This window comes from Pseudomonas sp. P4_C1 (genome assembly GCF_056402155.1).
Window position 1 is genome coordinate 1 of the sequence record NZ_JBFUHY010000064.1, and the last position, 19,025, is coordinate 19,025.

Annotated in this window: 17 protein-coding genes and 1 pseudogene; 2 read left to right on the plus strand and 16 right to left on the minus strand. The window is 59.7% G+C overall.

Annotated elements, in window-relative coordinates:
* From AC1DU9_RS23450 to dksA, 12 genes and pseudogenes are all read right to left on the minus strand, one after another.
* A pseudogene (locus AC1DU9_RS23450) lies at positions 1-146 on the minus strand (IS110 family transposase); the annotation flags it as partial.
* 138 nt (positions 147-284) lie between these two features.
* Positions 285-1,949, minus strand: a complete 1,665-nt coding sequence (gene pgi, locus AC1DU9_RS23455) for a glucose-6-phosphate isomerase (RefSeq protein WP_126047578.1) — start codon at positions 1,947-1,949, stop codon at positions 285-287.
* A gap of 224 nt (positions 1,950-2,173) precedes the next feature.
* Positions 2,174-2,554 carry an aspartate 1-decarboxylase gene (gene panD, locus AC1DU9_RS23460; protein WP_003228271.1) on the minus strand — a complete coding sequence of 127 codons (381 nt, stop codon included), beginning with the start codon at positions 2,552-2,554 and terminating at the stop codon, positions 2,174-2,176.
* A gap of 198 nt (positions 2,555-2,752) precedes the next feature.
* Complete coding sequence (gene panC / locus AC1DU9_RS23465; RefSeq protein ID WP_223463701.1) at positions 2,753-3,613, minus strand: pantoate--beta-alanine ligase; 861 nt, start codon at positions 3,611-3,613, stop codon at positions 2,753-2,755.
* Positions 3,610-4,410: a 3-methyl-2-oxobutanoate hydroxymethyltransferase gene (panB, locus tag AC1DU9_RS23470; RefSeq protein WP_223463700.1), complete on the minus strand. Its 801-nt coding sequence runs from the start codon at positions 4,408-4,410 to the stop codon at positions 3,610-3,612. Before panB ends, panC begins: the two co-directional genes overlap by 4 nt.
* A 364-nt stretch (positions 4,411-4,774) precedes the next feature.
* Positions 4,775-5,260, minus strand: coding sequence for a 2-amino-4-hydroxy-6-hydroxymethyldihydropteridine diphosphokinase (gene folK / locus AC1DU9_RS23475; protein WP_223463699.1), 486 nt, complete (start codon positions 5,258-5,260; stop codon positions 4,775-4,777).
* A gap of 3 nt (positions 5,261-5,263) precedes the next feature.
* The gene (locus tag AC1DU9_RS23480) at positions 5,264-6,664 is read right to left on the minus strand and encodes a polynucleotide adenylyltransferase PcnB (RefSeq protein WP_008050165.1); all 1,401 of its coding nucleotides are present in this window, start codon (positions 6,662-6,664) and stop codon (positions 5,264-5,266) included.
* An 808-nt stretch (positions 6,665-7,472) separates the two neighbouring features.
* Positions 7,473-8,912, minus strand: coding sequence for a sigma-54-dependent transcriptional regulator (locus AC1DU9_RS23485; RefSeq protein WP_223463698.1), 1,440 nt, complete (start codon positions 8,910-8,912; stop codon positions 7,473-7,475).
* A gap of 22 nt (positions 8,913-8,934) precedes the next feature.
* A complete protein-coding gene (locus tag AC1DU9_RS23490) occupies positions 8,935-11,889 on the minus strand; it encodes a sensor histidine kinase (RefSeq protein ID WP_223463697.1) in 2,955 nt (984 codons plus the stop codon).
* Positions 11,873-12,049 carry a hypothetical protein gene (locus AC1DU9_RS23495; protein WP_003176118.1) on the minus strand — a complete coding sequence of 59 codons (177 nt, stop codon included), beginning with the start codon at positions 12,047-12,049 and terminating at the stop codon, positions 11,873-11,875. Before AC1DU9_RS23495 ends, AC1DU9_RS23490 begins: the two co-directional genes overlap by 17 nt.
* A 77-nt stretch (positions 12,050-12,126) precedes the next feature.
* Positions 12,127-13,017: a tRNA glutamyl-Q(34) synthetase GluQRS gene (gluQRS, locus tag AC1DU9_RS23500; protein ID WP_477810860.1), complete on the minus strand. Its 891-nt coding sequence runs from the start codon at positions 13,015-13,017 to the stop codon at positions 12,127-12,129.
* A 78-nt stretch (positions 13,018-13,095) separates the two neighbouring features.
* Positions 13,096-13,536: an RNA polymerase-binding protein DksA gene (dksA, locus tag AC1DU9_RS23505; protein ID WP_007971100.1), complete on the minus strand. Its 441-nt coding sequence runs from the start codon at positions 13,534-13,536 to the stop codon at positions 13,096-13,098.
* 333 nt (positions 13,537-13,869) lie between these two features.
* On the opposite strand from dksA, the gene AC1DU9_RS23510 reads away from it, so the two are divergent.
* Together AC1DU9_RS23510 and sfsA are read left to right on the plus strand one after the other, a co-directional pair.
* A complete protein-coding gene (locus AC1DU9_RS23510) occupies positions 13,870-15,042 on the plus strand; it encodes a pyridoxal phosphate-dependent aminotransferase (RefSeq protein ID WP_223463695.1) in 1,173 nt (390 codons plus the stop codon).
* The gene (sfsA, locus tag AC1DU9_RS23515) at positions 15,042-15,755 is read left to right on the plus strand and encodes a DNA/RNA nuclease SfsA (protein WP_150813455.1); all 714 of its coding nucleotides are present in this window, start codon (positions 15,042-15,044) and stop codon (positions 15,753-15,755) included. The genes AC1DU9_RS23510 and sfsA overlap by 1 nt, the downstream gene beginning before the upstream one ends.
* On the opposite strand, the gene AC1DU9_RS23520 is transcribed toward sfsA, so the two are convergent.
* The 4 genes from AC1DU9_RS23520 to AC1DU9_RS23535 all read right to left on the minus strand — a co-directional run bounded on the left by AC1DU9_RS23520 (position 15,752) and on the right by AC1DU9_RS23535 (position 18,958).
* Complete coding sequence (locus AC1DU9_RS23520; protein WP_150757718.1) at positions 15,752-16,069, minus strand: Rieske (2Fe-2S) protein; 318 nt, start codon at positions 16,067-16,069, stop codon at positions 15,752-15,754. The genes sfsA and AC1DU9_RS23520 overlap by 4 nt on opposite strands.
* 380 nt (positions 16,070-16,449) lie before the next feature.
* Entirely contained in the window at positions 16,450-16,722 is a 273-nt protein-coding gene (locus AC1DU9_RS23525) for a TfoX/Sxy family protein (protein ID WP_108216473.1), read from the minus strand.
* Between the two features lie 243 nt (positions 16,723-16,965).
* A complete protein-coding gene (locus AC1DU9_RS23530) occupies positions 16,966-17,310 on the minus strand; it encodes a pentapeptide repeat-containing protein (protein ID WP_007990076.1) in 345 nt (114 codons plus the stop codon).
* Positions 17,311-17,401: 91 nt separating this feature from the next.
* A complete protein-coding gene (locus tag AC1DU9_RS23535) occupies positions 17,402-18,958 on the minus strand; it encodes a bifunctional aminoglycoside phosphotransferase/ATP-binding protein (protein ID WP_477810861.1) in 1,557 nt (518 codons plus the stop codon).
* Between the last annotated feature and the right edge of the window lie 67 nt (positions 18,959-19,025).

Genomic DNA, 19,025 nt, shown 5'->3' on the forward strand with positions numbered 1-19,025 from the left:
GTGCAGGGCTCGAGATTTGCCAGGTGCTGCATGAGCGTTACCCGATTGAATTTTTTTCGGTACAGCTCGTGACCACGATCATCCTGTGCATGTAGATGAAAGGTGTGTTTTCCCAGATCGATGGCGGCAATAGCTACTTTGCTCATGGCAATGATCTCCGATAAGCCCCCTGTGAAAGCTTAGTGGTCGATCACAGGGGGCGGCGGGGGTAGCCATTTCATTAGGGAATTGTTTTGCCCACAGACTTTGGGTTTGATCCAAAGTCTGTGGGCTGTGCCGTCAAGTCACCCGCGGTGACGACCGCGGAAGTAGTTGATCAGCCCTTGGGTCGAGGCGTCCTCGGCCGGGGTTTCTTCGCTGCCGACCAGGCGGTTGTAGACGCCTTTGCCCAGCTCCTTGCCCAGCTCCACTCCCCACTGGTCGAAGGCGTTGATGCCCCAGATCACGCTTTGCACGAAGACTTTGTGCTCGTACATCGCCACCAGTGCGCCGAGGCGACGCGGGCTGATGCGCTCGACCACCAGGGTGTTACTCGGACGGTTGCCCGGGATCACCTTGTGCGGCGCGAGTTTGTGCACTTCGGCCTCACTCATGCCTTTGTCGCGCAGCTCGGTTTCGGCCTCGGCCAGGGTCTTGCCGAGCATCAGCGCCTGGCTCTGCGACAGGCAGTTGGCGTACAGCCACTGGTGGTGGTCGGACACCGGGTTGAAGCTGACGATCGGCACGATGAAGTCGGCCGGGATCAACTGGGTGCCCTGGTGCAGCAACTGGTGGTAGGCGTGCTGACCGTTGCAGCCGACGCCGCCCCAGATCACCGGCCCGGTGTCAGTGGACACAGGCTTGCCGTCCTGGCGTACGCTCTTGCCGTTGGATTCCATGTCCAGCTGTTGCAGGTGCTTGGTGATGTTACGCAGGTAGTGGTCGTACGGCAGGATCGCGTGGCTTTGGGCGCCCCAGAAGTTGCCGTACCACACGCCGAGCAAGGCCAGCAGCACCGGCATGTTCTGTTCGAACGGCGCGCTCTGGAAGTGCTGGTCCATGGTATAGGCACCGGACAGCAATTCCTTGAAGTTGGACATCCCGATGGCCAGGGCAATCGGTAAACCGATGGCCGACCACAGCGAGTAGCGCCCGCCGACCCAGTCCCACATCGGGAAGATGTTCTCTTCACGGATGCCGAACGCTACCGCGGCGGCGTTGTTGCTCGATACCGCGATGAAGTGACGATACAACTCGGCTTCCGAACCACCCTGAGCCAGGTACCAGGCACGGGCGGCCTGGGCGTTCTTCAGGGTTTCGAGGGTGTTGAAGGATTTCGACGAGACGATGAACAGCGTGGTTTCGGCGCGCAGCTTCATGGTCAGTTCGTGGAACTCGCTGCCGTCGATGTTCGCCAGGTAATGGCAACGCACGCCTTTCTGGGCGTAGGACAGCAGCGCTTCGGACACCAGCTCCGGGCCGAGGAAGGAACCGCCGATGCCGATGTTGACCACATCGGTGATCGGCTTCTCGGTGTAACCACGCCACAGACCGTCGTGGATACGGCCCACGAGATCGGTGATCTGGTTCAGCACCTTGTGCACTTCGGGCATCACGTTGACGCCGTTGACCGACAGCTTGTCGCCAACCGGGCGGCGCAGGGCCGTGTGCAGGGCCGGACGGCCTTCGGAAGAGTTGACGATTTCGCCATCGAACAGCGATTTGATCGCGCCCTTGAGGTCGACTTCGTTGGCCAGGCCCACCAGCAGATTGCGGGTCTCGGCGTTGATCAGGTTTTTCGAATAGTCGAGAAACAGGCCGCAGCTGCTGAGGGTGAATTGAGTAAAACGCTGCGGATCGGCATTGAAGGCTTCGCGCATGCTGAAATCCTGCATGGCTTGGCGGTGGTCATTCAACGCTTGCCAGGCAGGCAGAGCGGTAACGTCGTGAGGAGTGCGGTAATACGCCATCGCTGCGGGTTTCCTTATTACTTGAACGGCCTTTTGAACACTAAAAACCCCGGAGCGCTGTGGGTGGGCGTTCCGGTCAACTGCGTCGACACGATTTCATGGCGCAGGGCGGATACAGTAAACCCCGCGCAATGATCTGTCTTGCCTTTGTCTGACCTGTTTCCGGTACTTTTTTAACACCAAAGTTAGGAACGGTCCGACAAACGGAAGAGTCAGGACTCGGATCAGGCGACCTGGACCGGAATGGCGTTGCTGGTGTGGCTCAGTTCATTGCCCGGTGCCATGTAGAGCATGCGCGGCTTGAAGTTGAGCAGTTCGGCTTCGCTGTAATGAGCGTAAGCGCAGATGATCACGCGATCGCCGACCTTGGCCTTGTGCGCCGCGGCGCCATTGACCGAGATCATGCGCGAACCTTCTTCGCCACGGATGGCGTAGGTGGTGAAGCGCTCGCCGTTGTCGACGTTGTAGATCTGGATTTGTTCGTACTCGCGGATGCCGGAAAGGTCCAGCCATTCACCGTCGATGGCGCAGGAGCCTTCGTAATCGAGTACAGCGTGGGTGACTTCGGCGCGATGCAGCTTGGCTTTGAGCATGATGGCGTGCATGAGTATTTCCCAGGTCGGCGGGCAAAATGGCCCGAAGGGTTTGTGGGGGCAATGCGTTATATGTGGGCGCAGCAGAACCCCTGTGGGAACGAGCTTGCTCGCGATGAGGGCATGACATTCAGCATTTTCAGTGACTGTTAGTACGCCATCGTCGGAACGCCGCCCGGAGCAGGCTCGCTCCCACAGGTTTTTTAGTGTCTAGAGGGGCGCGTCGAGGTTCAGGTGCAGGTTGTCGATCAACCGCGTCGTACCCAGGAACGCCGCCACCAGAATCACCAGGTCACGATCCTGCGCCGTCGCCGGGCGCAAAGTCAGGGCATGGCGAATTTCCAGATAGTCAGGGCGCAGGCCGGCTGTTTCGAGCTGTTTGATCTGCGTGCCGATCAGCGCCGGGTAGTCGCGTTCGCCCTGCCTGATCGCCTCGCCGATCGCTTTCAGCGTGCGGTAGACCACCGGTGCCACAGCGCGTTGCTCTTCGTTGAGGAAGCCGTTGCGCGACGACAGCGCCAAGCCATCGGCCGCCCGTACGGTCGGCTCACCGATGATCTGGATCGGCATGTTCAGGTCATGAACCAGCGCGCGAATCACCGCCAGTTGCTGAAAGTCTTTCTCGCCGAAAATCGCCAGGTCCGGCTGGACCATGTTGAACAGCTTGCTGACAACCGTCGCCACGCCTTCGAAATGCCCCGGCCGGCTGGCGCCGCACAGGCCTTCGGACAATTGCGGGACACTGACGCGGGTCTGGCCGGTCATTCCGCCGGGATACATCTCCTCGACGGTTGGCGCGAACAACAAATGGCAACCGGCCTGGAGCAGTTTTTCCTGGTCGGCGGCGAGGGTGCGCGGGTACTTGTCGAGGTCTTCGCCAGCACCGAATTGCAGCGGATTGACGAAAATGCTCGCAACCACGAAATCTGCCCGTTGGGAGGCTTTGGTCACCAGGGCAACGTGGCCGCTGTGCAGGTTGCCCATGGTTGGCACAAAGGCGATGCGCTTGCCTTCGCTACGGGCACGGGCCACGGCGGCCCGCAGTTCGCGTACGGTTTTTACGGTGTTCATGCAGAGAATCCGTGTTCGATCCCAGGGAAGGTCGCCGCTTTGACTTCAGTCACGTAGGCATTCAACGCATCTTCAATGCTGGTCTGGCCAGTCATGAAGTTTTTTACGAATTTTGGCAAGCGGCCGGTAATGGACAGCCCCAGCATGTCGTGCAGAACCAGCACCTGGCCATCGGTGCGATTGCCGGCGCCAATACCAATCACCGGTATCTTCACCGCCTGGGTGATTTCTTCTGCCAGTTCGCTCGGGACGCACTCGAGCAGCAACATTGCCGCACCAGCCTGTTCCAGGGAAATCGCGTCGGCACGCATCTGCCGGGCCTGGTTTTCATTGCGACCCTGGACCTTGTAGCCGCCAAGGATGTTCACCGATTGCGGCGTCAGGCCCATGTGCGCGCAAACAGGGATACCGCGTTCGGCCAGCAGGCGGATCGAATCGGCCAGCCACAACGCCCCTTCAACCTTCACCATATGCGCGCCGGCCTGCATCAACAGCGCGCTGTTGGTCATGGCTTGCTCGGTGGTGGCGTAGGCCATGAATGGCAGGTCGGCGAGGATCAAGGCATCGCTGTTACCGCGTTTGACGGCAGCCACGTGGTAAGCCATTTCGGAGGTGGTGACAGGCAAGGTGCTGTCGTGGCCCTGCAAAACCATGCCGAGGGAGTCGCCCACCAGCAGCACTTCGACACCAGCCTGATTGCAGGCGTGGGCGAAGGTCGCGTCGTAGCAGGTCAGCATGGTGATCTTTTCACCTTTTTGCTTCAGACCTTGCAGGGTGGTCAGGGTGATGGCTGGCATGAAAAGTTCCTCATTCAGGCGCTGTGGAAACTACTGCGAGTAACGCGCGTGATTCTTCGTTAAATACAGGCGCACGCTCTTTTGTCGTGCTTTTAAGGCCTGGATTGCGCCCTTGAACGCCGTGTAGGCGGCAGCGGGACGCCTATAGTCGTGAGGAGAACGAGGGAAGTCAATTGCGTGTGTTACCGCATTGTTACGGGTGGGGTGTTACCGGGGTAACTGATGCGATTCAGCAGCAGATCTTGTGTCTGGCCCAAGATCCCCTGTAGGAGCGAGCCTGCTCGCGATGGCAGTGTGTCAGTCAGCATTTCATTCGCTGACAGACCGCTATCGCGAGCAGGCTCGCTCCTACAGGGGATTTTGGTCAATTTTGGGGCAGGCGTTCCAGGCCGACGAACGGGCATGCCTTGAGCAGTTCGGCCAAGGTCCGGCCATCGGCCAGGTGCAGATCCGCAGGGGCCAGTTCCGCCAGCGGATACAACACGAAGGCTCGTTCCTGCATATGGTAATGGGGAACCTTGAGGCGCGGTTCGTCGATCAGGCGATTACCGAACAGCAAGATGTCAAGGTCCAGCGTGCGCGGCCCCCAGCGCTCAAGGCGCTCGCGACCCTGGCCGTTTTCGATGGCCTGCAAGGCATCGAGCAAATCCAGCGCTTCCAGCGTGCTGTCGAGAGCAGCCACCGCATTGGTGTAGCGCGGTTGTCCGGGTAGCAGCGAGTCGCTTTGATAAAAAGCGGAAACCCCAACCAGCGCCGTTTGCGGCAAGTGCGCCAGCGCCTCGACGGCGCTGCGCAATTGTTCGGCGGGGTCAGCCAGGTTGCTGCCCATGCCGATGTAGATGCGTTCCATGGATTACTCGCCCGTGGTACTCGAGGCGCCGGCAGCGCGTTTGCGTTTGGAACCACCGCTGCGGCGGCGTTTGCGCGGGGCGCCGGTGCCTTCGTCCTTGCCGCTGAGGTCGCGAATCATGTCACGGCGCTCGCTTTCGTTGGCGTCCTGGTAGTCCGTCCACCATTCGCCCAGGCCATCGGTCTGCTCGCCGGCGCTTTCGCGTAGCAACAGGAAGTCGTAGCCGGCACGGAAGCGCGGATTGTCCAGCAACAGATCGGCACGCTTGCCGCTGCGGCGCGGCAGGCGTTCCTGCATGTCCCAGATCTCGCGGATCGGCATGGTGAAACGCTTCGGAATCGCGATCCGCTGGCACTGTTCGGCAATCAGCTCGTGCGCCGCTTCCTGCATCGCCGGAATCGGCGGCATGCCACGCTCCTGCAGGCGCAGGACGCGGGCCGGCAGGGCAGGCCAGAGCAGGGCTGCAAACAGGAAAGCCGGGGTGACCGGTTTGTTCTGCTTGATCCGCAGGTCGGTGTTGATCAGGGCTTCGCTGATCAGGGTGTGGGTGTACGTCGGGTTGTATTCCAGTGCTTCGGCGCTGGCCGGGAACAGTGGATCGAACAACTGCAGGTCGACCAGCATTTCAAACGTATCGGCGGCATGACCGGAGAGGAACAGCTTGAGCACCTCTTCGAACAGGCGGGCCGACGGAATCTCGCGCAGCATTGGTGCCAGGCCGCGGATCGGCAGGGCGCTGTGTTTTTCGATGCCGAAGTTCAGCTTTGCGGCGAAACGCACGGCCCGCAGCATCCGTACCGGGTCTTCCTGGTAGCGTTGCGTCGGATCGCCGATCAGGCGGATCAGGTGATTGCGGATGTCGTGTACGCCGTTGGCGTAGTCGAGGATGCGTTCGCTGACCGGATCGTAATACAAGGCATTGATGGTGAAGTCGCGACGTTGCGCGTCCTCTTCCAGGGTGCCATAGACGTTATCGCGCAAGATGCGCCCGCTTTCGTTGCGCGAAGACTGATTGCTGTCTTCCTCGTCTTCGTTCTGCGGGTGATTGGCGCGGAAGGTCGCGACTTCGATGATTTCGCGGCCGAAGTGGATGTGCACCAGTTTGAATCGGCGCCCGATGATTCGCGCGTTACGGAATTCGGCCCGCACCTGCTCGGGTGTGGCGCTGGTGGCAACGTCGAAATCTTTCGGTGTGATACCCAGCAGCATGTCGCGCACGCAGCCGCCAACCAGGTAAGCCTGATAACCGGCGCTCTGCAGGCGTTCAACGATATTCACCGCGTAACGGCTGAATTGCGCCTTTTGCAGCGAATGTTGGCCGCTGTTAAGCACTTCAGGCGTGCTGCGAATGTGTTGCGTAGGACGCTTGGGAGAACGGAATGACTGGAACAGCTTCTTCAGCATGGGATGCACTGTTTGAAGGAATATTCGGCCATAACAGAAGAATGACCGCATGATGGGCGGGGATTCTAGCATTTAGTCGGGGGATGGTGTAGGACACAGCAGATATGAGCTGTAGGAGCGAGCTTGCTCGCGAAAAGCGCAAGAGCGGTGCGGGGTGTCTGGTTTTACGCGTTATCGTTCACGACCATCGCGAGCCAGCTCGCTCCTACGGTAAGCAGGTGCGCAGATTCTGGAATCGCAGAAACCACAAGGGGAGCCGAAGCTCCCCAAGAAGTAGTTGCATGCTCTATTTTTATTTTTGGTTTCGGGCTTCTTGTTTTTGTTGAGTGCCCTCGTCATGAAGCTTTCCTTCATGACCCTCCCAATCGGGAGCCAAGAGCAAACGGATTGCTTTGGTCGCTGAATTGCAGTGATCTTTCGATCCAACCAGTACAGGCTCTGTCTTAAGACAGCTTTTTGTTGTTCTCGGCCTGGTCGTGGGGCAAGCCCCAAATACAACGCCTCTCCAAAAGAATCAGTTAGCTGCGCCTCTCGCCGTCTTGTTTTTATTGTGCGTGAGTCGATTCGTCTTATTTTTATTGTCTTGTGCATTGCTTGTTATTGTTCTTGTACCAAACATATAGCAGGGTGCGTGCCAACTTTTGCGAAACCCAATAAAACAAGGGGTTAGACCGGTCGGTAGGCATTTCGAGGGCCAAAAAAAGCCGGGGCTTCGTTACCGTAAGCCCCGGCTTCTGTTACGTGAAAAAGCTGAGGTAACAGTTTTTTCAGAAAGTCACGTGTTACCCGCACATGAGACAGGTACGGTTCAGCTTTCGCTGGCCACCCCGGTCTTGCGCCGCGGGATGCCCAGGCGCTGACGGCGCTCCCACAGGCATTTGCGGCTGACCCCGAGTTTGCGGGCCAGCTCGGTTTCGGTCATGTGGTCCTGATGCTCGAGTACGAAATGCTGGAAGTAGTCTTCCAGGGAGAGGTCTTCGGTCGGCTCGTGGTTGCTGTTACTGGCATTGCCATTGCCCTGTTGTGGGGGCAGGCCAATGAACTCGTCGTCTTCCAGGTCGCCCAGTTCGATGTCGATGCCCAGCAGCTCGGCGGAAATTTCCGGGCTTTCGCACAGGATAACGGCGCGCTCGACGGCGTTTTCCAGTTCACGAACGTTGCCCGGCCAGGAGTAGTGACGAATGGCTTGCTCGGCATCCGCGGCGAACTTCAGGTCGGTGCGGTTGATTCGCGCACTTTGCCGCGCCAGGAAGGCGTTGGCGATTTCGTTGACGTCCGCACCGCGTTCACGCAGGGCTGGGAGCTTCAGCGCGATAACGTGGAGGCGATAATACAAGTCTTCGCGGAACTGGCCGATCTTCGCCAGGCTCTTGAGGTCGCGGTGAGTCGCGGCGATCAGGCGCACATCGACTTTTTGCGACTGCACCGAGCCCACGCGACGAATTTCGCCTTCCTGCAATACGCGCAGCAGGCGAGCCTGGGCTTCCAGTGGCAGTTCACCGATTTCGTCGAGGAACAAGGTGCCGCCGTCCGCCGCTTCCACCAGGCCGGCGCGCCCGGCGCTGGCGCCGGTGAATGCGCCTTTTTCGTGGCCGAACAGTTCGGACTCGATCAGGCTTTCCGGAATGGCCGCGCAGTTCACCGAAATCATCGGTGCCTTGGCGCGTTTGGACAGGTTGTGCAGGGCACGCGCCACCAGTTCTTTACCGGTACCCGATTCGCCCTGGATCAGAACGTTGGAGTCGGTCGGTGCCACTTTGCGGATCTTGCCGTACAGGTCCTGCATCGGTGGGCACGAGCCGATAATGCCGATTTCACCGTTGCTGTTGTCGGTACCGGATTTTGCCGCGCCGTTGGCGGTTTTGCCGGCAACGGCTTCACCGCCGGCTTGTACCGTTTGTCGGTCACGCAGGATTCGTGCGGCGGCTTGCAGCATTTCGTCATGGTCGAATGGCTTGGCAATGTAGTCCACCGCGCCCATTTTCATCGAATCGACCGCCGAGCGCAGGCTGGCATAGCTGGTCATGATCAGCACCGGCGTGCCCTGGGCGAGCTTGATCAGCTCCGTGCCAGGCGCGCCCGGCAGGCGCAGGTCACTGATGATCAGATCGAACGAGGGAATGGTGAAGCGTTCTTGTGCTTCCTGCACTGATCCGGCTTCGCTGACCTGGTACTGGTTACGTTCCAGCAGGCGGCGCAAGGCGGAGCGGATAATGGTTTCGTCTTCGACGATCAAAATGTGCGGCATTGATTCGATACTCTCGACGGTCTCAGTTCACAGCGGACGTCGCTTCGACATGACGCGGCAAAGTAACCCTGATTCGGGTGCCGCGTTGGCTTTGAACATCAGCCGGGCTGTCGATGGTGATTTGTCCATAATGCTCTTCAACGATGGAATAGACCAGTGCAAGGCCCAGACCGGTGCCTTCGCCAGGGTCCTTGGTGGTGAAGAAAGGTTCGAACAATCGGTCCATGATGCTCGACGGAATACCGCTGCCTTCGTCTTCCACGATCAGATCGACCGTGTGTTCGCCGGCTTCGCTCTTGACCCGTACCGCACTGCCGGGAGGCGAGGCGTCACGGGCGTTTGAAAGCAGATTGATCAATACCTGGGCGAGCCGTTGCGGGTCGCCTTCGACCCAGTGTTCGGGGTCGCACAGGTTGTAGAACTGCACTTCGAAATTGCGTCGGTTCAGGGCCAGCAGGCCGATGGCATCCTGAGCCACTTCGGCCAGACAGACGGGCTCGTCGCTGTGCTGATGGCTGCCGGCATGGGCAAAGCTCATCAGCGACTGGACGATGCGCGACACGCGTTTGGTCTGCTCGAGGATCTGGCCGCTGATTTCCTTCAGCTCGCCGTCTTCTTCACGTTCTTCGCGCAGGTTCTGCGCCAGGCACGCGATACCGGTGATCGGGTTGCCGATTTCATGGGCCACGCCGGCCGCCAGTCGACCGATGCTGGCCAGACGCTCGGAGTGCACCAGTTTGTCCTCGAGCATCTGGGTTTCGGTCAAGTCTTCCACCAGCAGCACCAGGCCACTGTTGCCTGGTGCCAGGGGTTCGTCGATCGCCGCTTTGTGCAGGTTCAGCCAGCGGGTCTGGCCGTCGAGGGCCAGGTGTTGCTTGTGCAAGTGTTCGTCCGGCAGATTGATGAAGCCTTGCAGCAGTTCTTTCCATGGATCGGCAATGGTGCTCAGTCGCGAACCGACCACGCGCTGCGCGGCGATGCCGGTGAGTTCCTCCATGGCCTTGTTCCACATGAGGATTTCCTGGTCCTTGGCCAGCGAGCAAACGCCCATCGGCAATTCCTGCAGGGTTTGGCGGTGATAGCGGCGCAGGGCATCGAGTTCGGCGGCCAGGCCGGTCAGGCGCGAGTGGTAATCCTCGAGACGACTTTCGATGAAGTGAATGTCTTCGGTGACGTAGTTTTCGCCGCCGGCCTTGTAGGGCAAGAAGGTTTCGACCATGTCCTGGGCCACACTCGGGCCCATCAGGCCGGAGAGGTTGGCCTCGATGCGGTCACGCAAGCGGCGCAGGGCATACGGTCGACGCTCGTCGAAGGGCAGATAGAGATCGCGCAGGGCCTGTTCCACTTCTTTCTGCGCAGCCTTGGCACCCAAGGGTTTTGCCAGCTGTGTAGCGAACTCCTGGGGCGAGGCGGCGTGCAGTTCCCGGCGTTGCGGGCGGCGCACGTTATCCACGGCACAGGCTTCGGCTGCGCTGGCCTCTTCGGTGCTGGCATTGGTGAACAGCGAGATCAGGGTGAACATCAGCACGTTGGCCGCCAGCGAGGCAATTGCCGCCATGTGCCAGCTGGTGTCGTCCAGCACGTAGATCATGTTCAGCAGCGGAATGTAGAAGCCTTGCAGGTTGCCGACCAGCGGCAACAACATGGTCACCAGCCACACCAGGATTCCCGCCAGCAAACCGGCGATGAAGCCGCGACGGTTGGCGGTCGGCCAATACAGGACCGAGAGCACGCCCGGCAGGAACTGCAACGTGGCGACGAACGCGACAATGCCGAGGTTGGCCAGGTCCTGGTCGGCACCGAGCATCAGGTAGAAGCCGTAGCCGGCCATGATGATCGCGACGATCAGTGCCCGGCGGGTCCACTTCAGCCAGCGGTAGATGTTGCCTTCGGCCGGTGGTTGATACAGCGGCAGCACCAGGTGGTTCAAGGCCATCCCGGACAGCGCCAGCGTGGTGACGATGATCAGGCCGCTGGCAGCGGACAGCCCGCCGACATACGCCAGCAACGCCAGCGCCTTGCTGTTGGCGGCGATACCGATGCCCAGGGTGAAGTATTCCGGATTGGTGGTAGCGCCGAGCTTCAGTCCGGCCCAGAGAATCAGCGGCACCGCCAGGCTCATCAGCAGCAGGAACAGCGGCAGGCCCCAGCTCGCACTGACCAGCGAACGCGGGTTGAGGTTCTCGGTAAAGGTCATGTGATACATGTGCGGCATCACGATGGCCGAGGCGAAGAACACCAGCAACAGCGTACGCCACGGGCCTTCCTGCAAAGGCGTGTGGAGGGCGGCGAGGGCGGTCTGGTTTTGCAGCAGCCACAGCTCAAGCTGTTGCGGGCCGTCGAACACGCCGTAAAGCGCATACAGTCCGACACCGCCGAGGGCGATCAGCTTGATCACCGATTCGAACGCAATCGCGAACACCAGGCCTTCATGCTTTTCGCGGGTGGCGATGTGGCGGGAGCCGAAGAAAATCGTGAACAGCGTAATCAATGCGCAGAAGCTCAGGGCCACGCGATTCTGCACCGGCTCGCGAGTGAGGATACCGATGGAGTCGGCGACCGCCTGAATCTGCAAGGCCAGCAACGGCAATACACCGACCAGCATGAAGATCGTGGTCAGCGCTCCGGCCCAGGTGCTGCGGAAGCGGAAGGCAAACAGGTCGGCCAAAGACGACAGTTGATAGGTACGGGTGATCTTCAGGATCGGGTAGAGCAACACCGGCGCCAGCAGAAATGCCCCGGAAACGCCCAGGTAGCTGGACAGAAAGCCGTAGCCGTACTGATAGGCCAGGCCCACGGTGCCGTAAAACGCCCAGGCACTGGCGTAGACGCCCAGTGACAGGGTGTAGGTCAGCGGGTGGCGAATGATCGCCCTGGGGATCATGCCCCGTTCACTGATCCAGGCCACACCGAACAGCACCGCCAGGTACGCGGCGCTGATCAGGATCATCTGGGTCAGGCTAAAGCTCATCGGCATCTTTTTGGCTCTGCAGGATGAAGGTCACGACGATCAGAATCAGCCAGAGCAGATACGGGCGATACCAGGCGCCAGTGGCGTCGATCCACCAATCCATGATGGCCGGGGAAAACAGGTAAATCCCCACTACCAAAAGCAGGACCAAGCGATAGATGTACATCCCGGCCTCTCTTTTTTATGCGCGTGCCCGAAAACGTGCGGCGATGGTAACGGATGGGCGCGCCACTGCAAGTGCGATCACAATAGCTGTGCCTCGGGCAGGCTCAGTGTGCGCGGGATCAACGCGGCATCCCAGTGGGCAATGCCCCAGTTCAGCACTTCCCGTGGCGTGGCGTACGCCAGTTCGGTTCCCGGGTTCTGTCCCAGCGCGCGCAGCGCCCGCAGCAACAGGGGCGTTGCCTGATCCTCGGTCAACGGCGGCGAACGATAGGATTTACCGAGTTTATTGCCATCGGGCTGGGTAATCAGCGGGATATGCAGATAACGCGGCTGCGGCAGGCCGAGCAACTCTTGCAGGTAGAGCTGGCGGGGCGTGGAGTCCAGCAGGTCGGCACCTCGAACAATATCGGTGATGCCCTGCCAGGCATCGTCCAGGACCACGGCCAATTGATAGGCGTAGAGGCCATCGCGGCGGCGAATCACGAAGTCGCCGACTTCCCGGCCCAGATGCTGACGGTATTCGCCTTGCACCCGGTCGATGAAGTGGTACTCCAGCTCCGGAACACGCAGGCGGATGGCGGCATCGTCGGTGCCATGGCCGGCATTGCGGCACAGCCCCGGATAAATCCCGTGATAGGGCTCCAGCTGTTTGCGCGAACAGGTGCAGGCGTAGGCCAGGCCGTGATTGAACAGGCGATCGAGCACCTCGGCGTAGGCATCGTGCCGCTCGCTTTGACGAACCAGATCGCCATCCCACTCGAAGCCATRGCTTTCCAGAGCCTTGAGAATGGCCGCCTGGGCGCCGGGTTCCTCGCGGGGCGGATCAAGGTCTTCCATGCGCATCAGCCAGCGTCCGCCGACTGAGCGTGCGTCGAGGTACGAGGCCAGTGCGGCGACCAGCGAGCCGAAGTGCAGGTGGCCGCTGGGGGTGGGGGCGAAGCGCCCGATGTAGGGGGTGTTGGCGGTCATGGATGCATTTAAAGCCAAAAAAACATCAGAAACAAAAACGGAGCGTTCGCACGCTCCGTTCTTCGTTCAAGTCGCAAATTATTTGCCGACTTGCTTTTCCTTGATTTCCGCCAGGGTCTTGCAGTCGATGCACAGGTCGGCGGTAGGACGCGCTTCGAGGCGCTTGACGCCGATCTCGATGCCGCAGGATTCACACCAGCCGTACTCTTCGTCTTCGATCAGCTGAAGTGTCTTGTCGATCTTCTTGATCAACTTGCGTTCACGATCGCGGGCACGCAGTTCGAGGGCGAATTCCTCTTCCTGGCTGGCACGGTCTGCCGGATCAGGAAAGTTGGCCGCTTCGTCCTTCATGTGGTCCACGGTCTTGTCGACACCTTCCATCAGCTCTTTTTTCCACTGATTCAGGACCTTGGTGAAGTGCTTGCGCATGGGCTCGCCCATGTATTCTTCACCGGCTTTCTGAACATAGGGCTCGAAGCCGCTGATCGCCTGGTTTTGCTGCTTTGCTTGGGTGGACATGAAATAGACCGCCTCTACTCTTGTAATCCATCTGCGCAGGATTGCTCCATCACCGGCACTTGCCGGCCCTGCGGCTGCAAGCGGGCGAACTTACCAGATCAACTCGGGCCGCGCTACTCCCGGATGTCGAGCTCGCGGCACATGCTGCTTGCAAATGATGACAAACCGTTGTCTGGTGGCTCTGGAACCCTGCTCAATTATTGATTTTAGTCAAACCTTGCGCGCGTGCTTGAGTCGTTTGTGATCGGGGTTACAAGGCCTCTGACCGCTTTAGGTTCTCGCTCGTTCCTGCGCTTGGGTAGAATCGGTTTTTTCTCCGTTGAAGGAAGGCCAATGGCTCAGCCCTACAGTGCCCGCAGTCGCGCGATCGAACCTTTCCATGTCATGGCGCTGTTGGCGCGGGCCAATGAATTGCAGGCAGCCGGCCACGATGTGATCCACCTGGAAATCGGCGAGCCGGACTTCACCACCGCCGAACCGATCATCCAGGCCGGCCAAGCTGCCCTGACGGCAGGGCGGACCCGCTACACCGCCGCGCGCGGCATCCCGGAGCTGCGTGAGGCCATTTCGGGCTTTTATCAGCAGCGTTACGGTTTGAACATCGACCCGCGGCGCATCCTCATCACGCCGGGCGGCTCCGGCGCGCTGCTGCTGGCCAGCGCTTTGCTGGTCGACCCCGGTAAACACTGGCTGCTGGCGGACCCGGGCTACCCGTGTAACCGGCATTTCCTGCGATTGGTCGAAGGCGCGGCACAGTTGGTGCCAGTCGGTCCGGATGTGCGTTATCAATTGACGCCTGGCCTGATCGAGCGTCATTGGGACCACGACAGCGTCGGTGCATTGGTCGCGTCGCCGGCCAATCCGACCGGCACGATCCTGACCCGCGACGAGCTGGCGAAGCTGTCTGTCGCGATCAAGGCACGCCACGGTCATCTGGTGGTCGACGAGATTTATCATGGCCTGACCTACGGCACCGATGCGGCCAGCGTGCTGGAAGTCGACGACAGTGCATTCGTTCTGAACAGTTTTTCGAAGTACTTCGGGATGACCGGTTGGCGGCTGGGATGGCTGGTGGCCCCCGACGCGGCCGTCGGTGAGCTGGAAAAGCTCGCCCAGAATCTCTACATCAGCGCTCCAAGCATGGCGCAGTACGCTGCACTGGCTTGTTTCGAACCGGCAACCATCAGCATTCTGGAAGAGCGCCGCGCAGAATTTGGCCGGCGTCGGGATTACCTGCTGCCGGCCTTGCGTGAATTGGGCTTCGGCATTGCCGTGGAGCCGGAAGGGGCTTTCTACTTGTACGCCGATATCAGCAAGTTCGGTGGCGATGCCTTCGCGTTCTGTAAACATTTTCTCGAAACCGAACATGTGGCATTCACCCCGGGGCTGGATTTCGGGCGTTATCAGGCCGGGCATCATGTGCGGTTCGCCTATACGCAAAATCTCGAGCGTTTGCAGGAGGCGGTCGAGCGAATTGCCCGTGGGTTGCGGAGCTGGCAAGGCTGATGCGTTTTCATCCTCCCCTTGAAGAAGGGCGCCTGATCCGACGTTACAAGCGTTTTCTTGCCGATATCGAAACCGTTGGCGGCGAATTGCTGACCATTCACTGCCCGAACACTGGCTCGATGCTCAATTGTCAGGTCGAAGGCGGGCAGGTCTGGTTCAGTCGCTCAAACGACCCGAAACGCAAGTTGCCAGGCACCTGGGAGGTCGGTGAAACCCCGCAAGGGCGGCTGTTTTGCGTGAACACCGCCCGCGCCAATGGTTTGATCGAAGAGGCGCTGCGAGCGGGCGTCATCACCGAACTGAACGGTTTTACCGGGCTCAAGCGCGAAGTGGCTTATGGTCAGGAAAACAGTCGTATCGATTTCCGCCTCGATTACCCCGAAGGGCCTGCCTACGTCGAAGTCAAAAGCGTGACCCTGGGCTTCGACGGTACGGCGGTGGCGGCGTTTCCCGATGCGGTCACCCAGCGTGGCGCCAAGCATCTGCGGGAGCTGGCGCATTTGGCCAGGGACGGTATTCGCGCGGTGCAGTTGTACTGTGTTTGCCTGACCGACATCGAGGCCGTGCGTCCGGCGCAGGAAATCGATGCGGCTTATGCTCAGGCCTTGCGTGAGGCTATCGCCTGCGGGGTCGAGGTATTGGCTTACGGTGTGCGGTTGAGCCACGAAGAAATGTTGGTCGACCGGCGTCTGGACGTGTTACCGGGTGGTTAAAGGCTGATCCAGATCCCCTGTTCATCCTCGCGGCAGGCCACGCCGGTCAAGGCTTGCCCCGCGCAAGGGCCGGCGACGCATTCACCGTCTTCGATCAGGAACAGTGCGCCATGGGTGGCGCACTGGATCAGGCTGTTGCTGGGGTCGAGAAACTGGTCGGGATGCCACTCAAGGGCAACGCCCCGGTGCGGGCAGCGATTGATGTAGACATAAACCTGCCCGCTACGGCGCACCGCAAAAAACTTTTGGCCGTCGATGTCGAACCCGCGGCTGCTGTCATTGACCAGCTCGGCACCTGCGCAAAGCAACTTCATGTCTGTCCTCGGTCCCGCTGCTCGTGACCGGATATGTCCAAGCTTGAGGGTTGAATGCTATCAAATGGCTGCCTCGCCCGTGGAATCCTTTGAAGGAAGCTGCGCCTGACCCTGTCGGTACTTTTCCTCAGGCAAAAAAAGACCCGGCAAGAGCCGGGTCAAATAACCGTGATTAGCCTGATGAGGAGATAATCCGAGAGTCCGAACCAAGGGCTTTTCAGAATATCGACCAGTCTCGCGACCAGTTGTGATAATCATATCGATTCTCATTACCAAGTCAATCGCTGTTTTTCGAATTCTTTGCGATTTTCCGGATTTGCGTCTGCAGGCCCCGTAATCATTGGGTTTCAGGTTGCAAAGCTTCAGAAATATTTGTCGGATCAAATCTTGTGGCGTGTAGAGATGGCTTCCAGTTGTTTGTTCAGCGCTTCCTTGCGCTCGGCAGGAATGTCGTTCCAGTGAACGTCCATCAGGGCGCCTTCAATTGCGTACAACAACACCTTGGACGCCCGAAAACCGCGCGTGCGCACGGCCCGATAAGCATCCACCGCCCCGAGGCGACGCAAGTCCGACGCGCTATGGATGCCCACGGCATGCAGCCATTGCGCTGACGTCTTGCCAAGATTCTTCAGGTGTTGCAGTTCATCATTCATCAAGCCTCCTTGCGATGGCCGAATGGAGAGCGTGGGCAATCTTCTGAGGAGTGTAGCCATCAGTAGGAAACGCGTGATTGTTTGCTCGTTTTCGACGCAAACGCTTCTAAGAAACGAGTATTGGCAGAGTGTGAAATGTCCGCGAACGCGGGAGGAAGAAGTGGGGAATAATCAGGAATTACGGGTGAGCAACCCTCAGTCCAGCGCAGCGAGGGGCGCTGGACGTGTCAGTCAGCGACGTGGTCAGCGAGTGCGATAACGCAATCGCGTGCCGAAGTTCATCGACATCAGGATTTCGTCAGCGCTGAGTTCCACGGGAAAGTAGGCTCCGGAGATTTGCGCGTGGGCCAGGCTCGCGCCTTCCAGGTTCGCTTTGCTGAAATCAATGCCGCGCAAGTCGGCGGAACGGAAGTAGGCGTTGCTGAAATCCACACCGTCGGCATTCAGTTCGCGCAGGTCCAGCCCTCGGAAATCTCCACCCGCCATGTCGATGGGGCCATCCTTGGGACGTTCACTGTTGAAGCCTCTGATGTCGTCTTTGTGCAGCAGGGCATAAAGCGGTGTGTCGAGAAGTTTCGGCTGGCTCATGTCGCATCACCTGATGGTTTTATGACGCCAGTATAGTGCCACTATTTGACAGTCGTGAAGCCAGTGCGGGCCTCACGACTGAAATAGTTTCTTACAGGCCTGGCAGGCGCTGGCGAATTTGCGCGACAACGGTATCGAGCGTCCCGCTTTCATTGGTCTGGACGCGCTTGCTGCAGAGGATTTCTGCGGGCGTCAGCGCTTCACGGCTGGCTTGCTGGGCTGCGATAACAGCCAGGGTGGCATCGGACGGGTCTTTCTTGTCTGCCTGACGCACGGCCAGCCAACTCTCGATCACGGCCTGTGGCGCATTGCAATCGAGGATCAGGAAGGGTGCGCCTGTGGCTTCGGCAACCTTCGCGGCACTCTCACGCTGATCACGCTTGAGGTAAGTGGCGTCGACCACCACCGGGAAGCCCGCACGCAGGATGATGTCGGCGATTTCATGCAGGCGGGCATAGGTCGCCGCGCTGGCGTCGGCACTATAGATGCCGGCCTGTACGTCATTCTCGACGGTTTGCTCGCCAAACAGACGTTTGCGTTCGACATCGGAGCGCAGGCGAATCGCGCCCAGGGCTTCGACCAGACGCATGGCGACATGGCTCTTGCCGACGGCGGAAACACCGTGGGTAATGGCCATGAAACGCGAAGGAATGGTGCTGTAGCTTTCCGCCAGGTTGGCGTAGTTGCGGTACTGGCGCAGGGTTGTGGCGCGTTGCACCGCAGTGGCGTCGGCCGGCATGCTGAACAGGGCAACCTTGGCGCGAACCAGTGCGCGGTAGGCTTTATAGAAGTTCAGCAGTTCGAGGCCGCGATAGTCACCGGTCAGCTCCAGGTACTGGCTGATGAAACGGCGCGCCAGGCACTTCAGGCCGCGATCTTCCAGGTCCATCGCCAGGAAGCCGGTGTCGGCATAAACGTCGGTAAAGCGAAACGGTTCGTTGAATTCGATGCAGTCGAAGATCACGACCTTGCCGTCGATCACGGTTGCGTTACCCAAGTGGATATCACCGTGGCATTCACGAATGAAGCCTTCGGCCTTGCGCTGGGCGAACAACGGTTTGAGGCGTTCGAAGCTGCTTTCGGCCCAGGCTTGCAGGGCGTCGAGTTGCAGCAGATCGGCTTTGTCGCTGAGGAACGGACGAATCTGTTCGAAGTTCTGCCGCACCGGCGCCATGACGCTGTCCGGRGTRCCAGCTTCGTGCCCGGCCGGCACTTTCGGTGCGCTGAGGTGGAAGCGGGCGATTTGCTCGGCCATCTCGTCGATGTGCGCGGTGGTCAGTTCGCCATTGGCTTGAAGGGTGCTGAGCAAGCCGTTTTGCGGGAACTGGCGCATCTTCAGTACATATTCAATGGCCGGGCCTTCACCCCCCAGTTGCGGAGCCTCGGCACTGCCGGTGACGGSCAGCACTTCGAGGTACAAATCGTCGGTCAGACGCTGGTTCAGGCGCAGTTCTTCGGCGCAAAAGTGTTCGCGAGCCTCAAGGCTGGTGAAGTCGAGAAAGCCGAAATTGACCGGCTTCTTCACTTTATAGGCATAGGGACCAGTGAGCAGTACCCAGGAAATATGGGTCTCGATGACCTGGAATCCGTCTACAGGGTGCGGGTAGAGGGCAGGGTTTTGCAGGGCAGCGATCAGGGACTGGCTCACAGGCGATCCTTCAGAGTCTGGGAAATTCAAGGCCGTCATTATGGCTGCAAGTCCGCTTGACGCAAAC

Coding starts and splice junctions, on each gene's coding strand:
- pgi (WP_126047578.1), bottom strand. CDS start 1,949: ATGGCGTATTACCGCACTCCTCACGACGTTACCGCTCTGCCTGCCTGG.
- panD (WP_003228271.1), bottom strand. CDS start 2,554: ATGCACGCCATCATGCTCAAAGCCAAGCTGCATCGCGCCGAAGTCACC.
- panC (WP_223463701.1), bottom strand. CDS start 3,613: ATGAACACCGTAAAAACCGTACGCGAACTGCGGGCCGCCGTGGCCCGT.
- panB (WP_223463700.1), bottom strand. CDS start 4,410: ATGCCAGCCATCACCCTGACCACCCTGCAAGGTCTGAAGCAAAAAGGT.
- folK (WP_223463699.1), bottom strand. CDS start 5,260: ATGGAACGCATCTACATCGGCATGGGCAGCAACCTGGCTGACCCCGCC.
- AC1DU9_RS23480 (WP_008050165.1), bottom strand. CDS start 6,664: ATGCTGAAGAAGCTGTTCCAGTCATTCCGTTCTCCCAAGCGTCCTACG.
- AC1DU9_RS23485 (WP_223463698.1), bottom strand. CDS start 8,912: ATGCCGCACATTTTGATCGTCGAAGACGAAACCATTATCCGCTCCGCC.
- AC1DU9_RS23490 (WP_223463697.1), bottom strand. CDS start 11,889: ATGCCGATGAGCTTTAGCCTGACCCAGATGATCCTGATCAGCGCCGCG.
- AC1DU9_RS23495 (WP_003176118.1), bottom strand. CDS start 12,049: ATGTACATCTATCGCTTGGTCCTGCTTTTGGTAGTGGGGATTTACCTG.
- dksA (WP_007971100.1), bottom strand. CDS start 13,536: ATGTCCACCCAAGCAAAGCAGCAAAACCAGGCGATCAGCGGCTTCGAG.
- AC1DU9_RS23510 (WP_223463695.1), top strand. CDS start 13,870: ATGGCTCAGCCCTACAGTGCCCGCAGTCGCGCGATCGAACCTTTCCAT.
- sfsA (WP_150813455.1), top strand. CDS start 15,042: ATGCGTTTTCATCCTCCCCTTGAAGAAGGGCGCCTGATCCGACGTTAC.
- AC1DU9_RS23520 (WP_150757718.1), bottom strand. CDS start 16,069: ATGAAGTTGCTTTGCGCAGGTGCCGAGCTGGTCAATGACAGCAGCCGC.
- AC1DU9_RS23525 (WP_108216473.1), bottom strand. CDS start 16,722: ATGAATGATGAACTGCAACACCTGAAGAATCTTGGCAAGACGTCAGCG.
- AC1DU9_RS23530 (WP_007990076.1), bottom strand. CDS start 17,310: ATGAGCCAGCCGAAACTTCTCGACACACCGCTTTATGCCCTGCTGCAC.